Genomic DNA, 6,894 nt, shown 5'->3' on the forward strand with positions numbered 1-6,894 from the left:
GAGGGTCGGCATAATCGCTAACCGTTACCCCATCAGCCACAACAGGCGGCGCAGTGCCGCCGAGGCCGCCCATTGTCAATAGCAAAAGGTGGGCGCCGTGGCTCAAAAGACCTGTGCCGATAATGATGCGAATCAAACTTTTCGATAGCATTAAATATACAGCCGCCATGAACAATAAGCCGATGGCAACCGACATGACTATTTCCATTATTCATCCTCTCCAATCGTTTGAATAATGGTCATCGTTACTCCTACAACAACCAAATAGACGCCTATATCAAATAACAATGCCGAGTGCAGGGAGGTTTCGCCGAACAACGGCAAATCGAAATAATCATAGGCATGTGTGAAGAATGGGACATCAAAAAAGATCGATGCACTGGCGGTTGCGATAGCAATCAGCAAACCGACAGCGGTCAGCACGACGTAATTAATCGGCAGGATCTTCTTGATGGTCGGGATGTCGAACGCAAGCATCAACAAGACGATGGCACTTGCGGTCAACAATCCCCCAACAAACCCGCCGCCCGGCGTATAGTGGCCGGCGAAGAAAATATGGACAGCAAACATCAAGATGATGAAGGTCACCACTTTCGTGGCGGTTTGAAGCATGACATCATTTGTTCTCATGCTGACCCTCCTTTTTCGTGAGGCGAAGGCGGATCATCGTAATAATCCCGATGCCCGCAATGCCGAGTACTGCAATCTCGAACAAGGTATCAAACCCACGGTAATCGACGAGAATGACGTTGACGATATTCCCGCCGCCCGCTTCTTTATAAACTGTTTCCTTGTAGAATTCGGAAATCGAAGGCATAGCTTTTTGTGAATGGGCCGATAACGCGACCAAAGTCATTGTGACGCCGACGCCAAGTGCAACGAGTGCATTGCCAAAGCGGAATTTCATACGCTCTTCCTTGCGGCTGATCTGTGGCAAATGATAGAACGCCAGCAAGAACAAAGCGACCGAGATGGTTTCGATGACGAGTTGAGTCAAGGCCAAGTCAGGTGCGCGGAAGATGACGAACAGCAGTGCCACTGAATAGCCGACAGCCCCTAGTGCGATAATCGCGGTCAAACGGGACTTGGAGCCGAGAATCGTCAAAGTCGCACCGACCAATGCCAGAAGGATAACAATTTCATAAACGCCAATTGGCGCCAAATTGTTAAAGTCGATCTGGAACGCTTCGTTCAAGAACAAGGTCAGCAACACGATGAATGTCATGAAGCTGAACATATAGACGAGGTATGACCGGATAAAACCTGTCATATAAATCCGGGAGAAGCGGTTGGCCCCTCCGTCGCTGAGCAGCATCATTTCATCGTAAAGGCGGTTCAGTGAGATGGAATCCGGATACAGATCGTATAGATGCTGCCATTTGCGCAGCGTCCAGAACATCAAGCCACCGATTGCAAAAATACCTAGTGTCATGAATAATTCAGTGTTGAAGCCGTGCCACGCCGAAACATGGATATCCACATTCTGCGGGGAATCATAAAGAAACGGCTGAATAGCGGCAACAGCGGGTTTCACAAGCCAATCCCCGATCAAGTTCGGGATGAAGAAAATCATTACGACGAGTGCGGCAAGAAAAACCGGTGAAATAAGCATGCCGATCGGTGCCTCATGCGCTTGTTTCGGCAATTGCTCCGGCTGATGTTTGCCGGCAAAAGTATGGAAGACGAAATATAAGCTGTAGATGAACGTGAAGACCGAACCAATCCAAGCGATGATCGGGAACAATACCCACCAGACGTCCATCGAGAACATATTGAATTCCTGCAGCGACAGCATCGCCGTCAAGAACATCTCTTTACTGAGGAAGCCGTTGAAAGGCGGGAGGCCCGCCATCGACAAGGAGCCGATTAATGCGACCGTGAAACTAACCGGCATCAAACTCATTAAACCGCCGAGTTTCCGGATATCGCGCGTCCCGGTTTCATGGTCGATGATGCCTGCGATCATGAACAGACTTCCTTTGAAGGTTGCGTGGTTGATCAAATGGAATATCGCCGCGAACGCTGCGTATTTCAAATACGTGTCAGCAGCGCCTTCTACATGGTAAGCTGCTGCAGCAACACCGAGCAGCGACATGATGAGGCCCAGCTGTGAAACGGTCGAGAAGGCCAGTATGCCTTTTAGGTCCTTCTGCTTCAAAGCGAAGAACGATGCCCACACCATCGTGAACAACCCGACGCCGGCAACAAGCCACATCCAAACTTCAGATAAGGCGAAGACCGGTGTCAAGCGGGCGACCAAGTAAATGCCGGCTTTAACCATTGTTGCGGAGTGGAGATAGGCACTGACAGGCGTCGGTGCTTCCATCGCGTCCGGCAGCCAGATATAAAATGGAAACTGTGCTGACTTCGTAAATGCGCCGAGCAGCACAAGAACCAGGGCCCAGATGAAGAAGTCATGCTGTGCAAGTTCTGGAGCTTGTGCAATCAATTCGCGGATCGAATACGTGCCGCCCATGATGCTGAGCAACACAAATCCCCCAAGCATCATCAAGCCGCCGAAGACGGTAATCATCATCGACTTCAATGCGCCGAATCGGGAGCGATCGCGCGTATACCAATAAGCGATCAGCAAGAATGAGGAAATCGAAGTCAATTCCCAGAACAAGTACAGCGTGATCAAATGATCCGATTGCACGACGCCAAGCATGGCGCTCATGAAGATCAATAGATACACATAGAAGTTATGTAATTGTTCGCGGTGCTTGTCCAAATAGAAAATCGAGTATAGCACAACGAGTGCGCCGATCCCGGTAATCAGCAAAGTGAACAATAAGCTCAACCCATCGAGATACGCAATAAAGGCGATATCGAGGGAAGGAATCCACGAAAGTTCAGATACATAAGTGCCACCTTCCATAACTGAAGGAAGGCGGGTGGCGTAGTATAAGAACAGCGCTGCCGGAACCAGTAAAACGAACCAGCCTGTATGGATCTGGCCGAGTCGTTTAAATAGCAGCGGAATAAACAGCGCTGCAAGGATCGGTATGAAAATCAGAAATACAAGAGACAAATGAATCCTCCTTCCAAAGTGGTACGTGATGAGTTTCTAATTAAAAAGTATAACGCATTCAGAGCGGTTTTGCACCGTACACCCTTGCAGCTAGGAGGAAGAGCGTAAAGATTTCATGTATTTTGTAATAGGAAGAAACTCGATAAACAGAATATTGCGAATTTAAAAAGTGTACACAAAAAACACTTGCTGAAAGAAGGACTCTCTATCCAACAAGTGTTTTTTGGAAGATGTTAGGAGTGTTTCAGCTCTTGTTCCAAGAGCACATCTTCGAAATCCTGGTCCGGTTGTTTTTTTGTATACCAGAGGAAAACGAAGGCGAAAACGAATAATGATCCGGTTACAACGAAGACGGAAGAAATTCCGATAAACCCACTGACGATACCGCCGAACATCGGCCCGACGATATTGCCGAGAAAGCGGAAGCTGGTGTTATAGCCCATCACTTCGCCTTGGATGTCGATTGGCGCTTCGCGGCGCATCAGGGCAGTCGTTGTCGGAATCATGCCGCCGACCGCTACACCGAAGAACAAGCGCAGAACGATCAGCTGCCAAAGCTCGGTGACAAAGGCTTGCGGGATGATGAACAAGAATGCGAGCAGCAACAGCAAGCCGAGAATCTTCTCATAACCGACCGAATCCCCAAGCCTTCCCCAGAGCCTAGCGAACAGCAAATTGCCGACGCCCGTCGCGCTGAACGTGACACCTGCGAGAAAAGCTACTTGGGCGGTGCCTTCCGTCAATTCAGCAACATATAAAGACAATAAGGGCTGGATGCTGAAATTGCCAATTTGGATCAAAGCCGTGATGATCATGACATTCAGCAGCAAGCGGTGATGCAAGATGCCGTGGATCACGGTGCTGCGCGCATAGACATGGGCATCTTTTCGTTTCGGCTTGCGGATTTCCTTCAGCCCTAAGACAACGAATAATGCGGCGATGCCAATGATCGTAGCAGTGATGAGGAACGTATAAGTGAAGCCGAACGCATCGGCCATCAAGCCGCCGAGCACCGGCCCGAACAAGGTACCCGACACGCTGCCCATTTGAAGCGTACCGAGCGTTTTGCCGGCCGTCTCCTTGGACGTCTGGGAACTGACGAAAGCAAGTGAAGTTGGGATGAATCCCGTCACGACGCCCATGAATAAGCGGATCATGAACAAGCCAAGGACGGAGTCAGCTGTCCCCATCAGAAAGATGCTGGTGGCAATCCCGAAGCCGTTGATGATCAAAATCGGCTTGAAGCCGTATTTGTCTGCGATGCGCCCCCACACCGGCGACATGAACAACGCGGCGACGAAGGTCACGCCGAACACCAACCCTGACCAGCGTTGCACATACTCATCCGAAAAACTGCCAAGCGATTCAATGTACAGCGACAAAAACGGCATGATCATCGTCGTGCTGCCGGCGACCAGGAAATTGGTAAACATGATAATGTAAAAATTTCTTTTTTGAGTATCCAGTTGGAACCCCTTCTTTCTGAAAACCAAAACTCTTCCTATATTATATAATAGTTCGTTACCCGAAAAAAGCAGAATAAATTACCACTGTATTCTGAATTATTCTATGCTAGAATTAAGCGGGGTGAAACGAAATGAAAAAAAGTTTATGGTCAGTAATCCTCTTGATTTCTGCAGTTGCACTAGCAGCATGCGGCAGCTCGGGAGAACAACAGGAAACAGGCGGAACGGAGCCTGCTTCAACAGAAGAAGTGCAAGGCTATCCGCAACTTGAACCAGGAATAACAGAAGAAGCGGTTGTAGATCTGAATACATCAGAAGGCACGATCCGCATCCGCCTATTCCCTGAAATCGCGCCAAAAGCAGTAGAGAATTTCCTTGGGCATGCCGAATCTGGTTATTATGACGGCGTTATTTTCCACCGAGTCATAGAAGATTTCATGTTGCAGACCGGTGACCCGACCGGCACAGGAGGCGGGGGCGAAAGCATTTACGGTGAGGCTTTCGAAGATGAATTCAGCGACCGGCTATTCAATTTCCGCGGCGCTTTGTCGATGGCAAATGCCGGGCCGGGAACAAACGGCAGCCAGTTCTTTATCGTGCAGGCAAAAGAAATAAAAGAAGGAAGTGCCTCTGATTACCCGGAAGAAATCACGGCAGCTTACGAAGAAATGGGCGGAACGCCTTGGCTTGACGGGATGCATACAGTCTTCGGGCAGGTCGATGAAGGCATGGATGTCGTCGACAAAATCGCAGCTGTCGAAAAAGGCTCAAATGATAAACCGCTTGAAGACATCGTCATCGAATCGATCGATATCATCGAGCAATAAGAAAAAGCTATCGCAGCGGGCGATAGCTTTTTTCTTTTTTTCAAACATATCAACGGAGTGCGCGGATGACTCGGCTGACACCATCTTCTAAGGTCTGCCTAGGGCACGCGATGTTCATGCGCAAGAAACCGCGGCCGGCTTCACCGTATTTCGATCCCGGTTCAAGCGCCACTTTGCCTTTTTCAAGCAGGCGTTTCATCACTTCGTCTTCACTGAAACCGAGCGCCCGGTAATCGATCCATAATAAATAAGTCGATTGCGGCTTGCGGATCTTCAAGCCAGGAACTTCCTGTTCGAGCCGTTCCACCGCATAATCGATATGGTGGGCCAATACTTCGAGCAATTCAGTCAGCCATGGTTCGCCCTGTTCATACGCGGCTTTCCAGGCAACAGGCGCAAATGCATTCAAAGAGCCGGTGCCGTGTGCTTGCATATGCTGTTCCAAACGCACGCGCTTGTCGGAATCAGCAGCGACAATCATCGCTGCTTGAATGCCGGCCAGGTTAAAGGTTTTCGTCGGCGCGATGCACGTGAAAATGCGGTTTCGTTCACTGCCGGCAACCGACAGCAACGGTGTATGGGTTTCACCTGTATGAATTAAGTCGCTATGGATTTCATCCGAAAGAATCAACACATCATGGCGTGTGCACAACACAACGATGTGCTTCAATTCTTCCACCGTCCATAATTTGCCGCCGGGGTTATGCGGATTACACAAAATGAACAACCGTGCTTTTTTGAGCTTGGCTTCAAAATCAGCCCAATCGATGGTGTACTCGCCGTCTTGCTCTGTCAATTCGGAGTACAGGACTCCGCGTCCAAGATTTTTAGGGATGGAGAAAAATGGCGGATAGACAGGCGGTGTCACGAGTACGTGATCTCCAATGTCGGTAAAGACGTCGATGATACTTGCCATGGCTGGGATAACCCCTTGATGAAACAGCATCCAATCAGTTTGGACGATTAAGCCATGCCGCTTTTCCAGCCAGTCCGCGGCTGCTGTTTTACATTCTTCGCATATGTATGAATAACCGAAAATCGGATGTTCCAATCGTTCTCGCAAAGCGTCAGTCACTGGAGGCGGAGCCGGAAAGTCCATATCCGCAACCCACATCGGCAATATACCGGATGCATCCTGCATTCCATAGACTGACTCCATCCGCCCCCATTTCACCGAACGGCTGTCCCGCCTGTCATGTGTTTGTTCGAACAAATTCAAAGCAATCTCCTCATTTCTTTTTGGTTTCTATGATATTATAGCTGTTAACGATACAGGAATGATAGGTGAAAACGAATGGATACGGTGGACATGGATAAAAGAGCGCTGAGGATTATGGAAGGGTGGGACCCATTTTCTGTCGGCACTGGCGAGTACCACACAGAAGCGAATGATGTCATCGACAGGCTGCACGATATCGACCATCCATCAGATTTAGCGAAAGCGATCCAAGGCATATACGAATCAAGCTTCAAGCAATGGATTCCGCTTGAGAAATGTGTGGAAGTTTCCTATAAGCTATTGGCCGTAAAGTATGAAGCAAAACACATCATTTGAAAAAAGCCAAAATAA

At 49.1% G+C, this 6,894-nt stretch carries 7 protein-coding genes; 2 read left to right on the forward strand and 5 right to left on the reverse strand.

Features of this window, described 5'->3' with window-relative positions; genetic code table 11:
• The 4 genes from ON064_RS16275 to ON064_RS16290 all read right to left on the reverse strand — a co-directional run.
• A partial coding sequence (locus ON064_RS16275) for an NADH-quinone oxidoreductase subunit K (RefSeq protein WP_274625588.1) occupies positions 1–208 on the reverse strand: 208 nt, incomplete at its 3' end.
• A complete protein-coding gene (locus ON064_RS16280; RefSeq protein WP_121301100.1) occupies positions 208–630 on the reverse strand; it encodes a Na(+)/H(+) antiporter subunit B in 423 nt (140 codons plus the stop codon). The genes ON064_RS16275 and ON064_RS16280, both read right to left, overlap by 1 nt.
• On the reverse strand, positions 617–3,031 hold the full coding sequence (locus ON064_RS16285; RefSeq protein ID WP_274625589.1) for a Na+/H+ antiporter subunit A: 2,415 nt from the start codon (positions 3,029–3,031) through the stop codon (positions 617–619). Before ON064_RS16285 ends, ON064_RS16280 begins: the two co-directional genes overlap by 14 nt.
• A 233-nt stretch (positions 3,032–3,264) precedes the next feature.
• Positions 3,265–4,497, reverse strand: a complete 1,233-nt coding sequence (locus ON064_RS16290) for an MFS transporter (RefSeq protein ID WP_274625592.1) — start codon at positions 4,495–4,497, stop codon at positions 3,265–3,267.
• Between the two features lie 131 nt (positions 4,498–4,628).
• Here ON064_RS16290 and ON064_RS16295 point away from each other — a divergent pair, with 131 nt between their 5' ends.
• Positions 4,629–5,324, forward strand: coding sequence for a peptidylprolyl isomerase (locus ON064_RS16295; RefSeq protein WP_274625590.1), 696 nt, complete (start codon positions 4,629–4,631; stop codon positions 5,322–5,324).
• Between the two features lie 49 nt (positions 5,325–5,373).
• Here ON064_RS16295 and ON064_RS16300 read toward each other — a convergent pair whose 3' ends face one another.
• A complete protein-coding gene (locus ON064_RS16300) occupies positions 5,374–6,543 on the reverse strand; it encodes a MalY/PatB family protein (protein ID WP_274625591.1) in 1,170 nt (389 codons plus the stop codon).
• A gap of 75 nt (positions 6,544–6,618) precedes the next feature.
• On the opposite strand from ON064_RS16300, the gene ON064_RS16305 reads away from it, so the two are divergent.
• Positions 6,619–6,879, forward strand: a complete 261-nt coding sequence (locus ON064_RS16305) for a DUF1871 family protein (RefSeq protein ID WP_058381180.1) — start codon at positions 6,619–6,621, stop codon at positions 6,877–6,879.
• Positions 6,880–6,894 lie beyond the last annotated feature (15 nt).

This window comes from Planococcus sp. A6 (assembly GCF_028823615.1).
Taxonomy (GTDB): Bacteria; Bacillota; Bacilli; order Bacillales_A; family Planococcaceae; genus Planococcus.

Excerpts from the sequence above, each read along its gene's own strand:
- ON064_RS16280 (WP_121301100.1), bottom strand. The coding sequence starts at position 630 with ATGAGAACAAATGATGTCATGCTTCAAACCGCCACGAAAGTGGTGACC.
- ON064_RS16295 (WP_274625590.1), top strand. The coding sequence starts at position 4,629 with ATGAAAAAAAGTTTATGGTCAGTAATCCTCTTGATTTCTGCAGTTGCA.
- ON064_RS16305 (WP_058381180.1), top strand. The coding sequence starts at position 6,619 with ATGGATACGGTGGACATGGATAAAAGAGCGCTGAGGATTATGGAAGGG.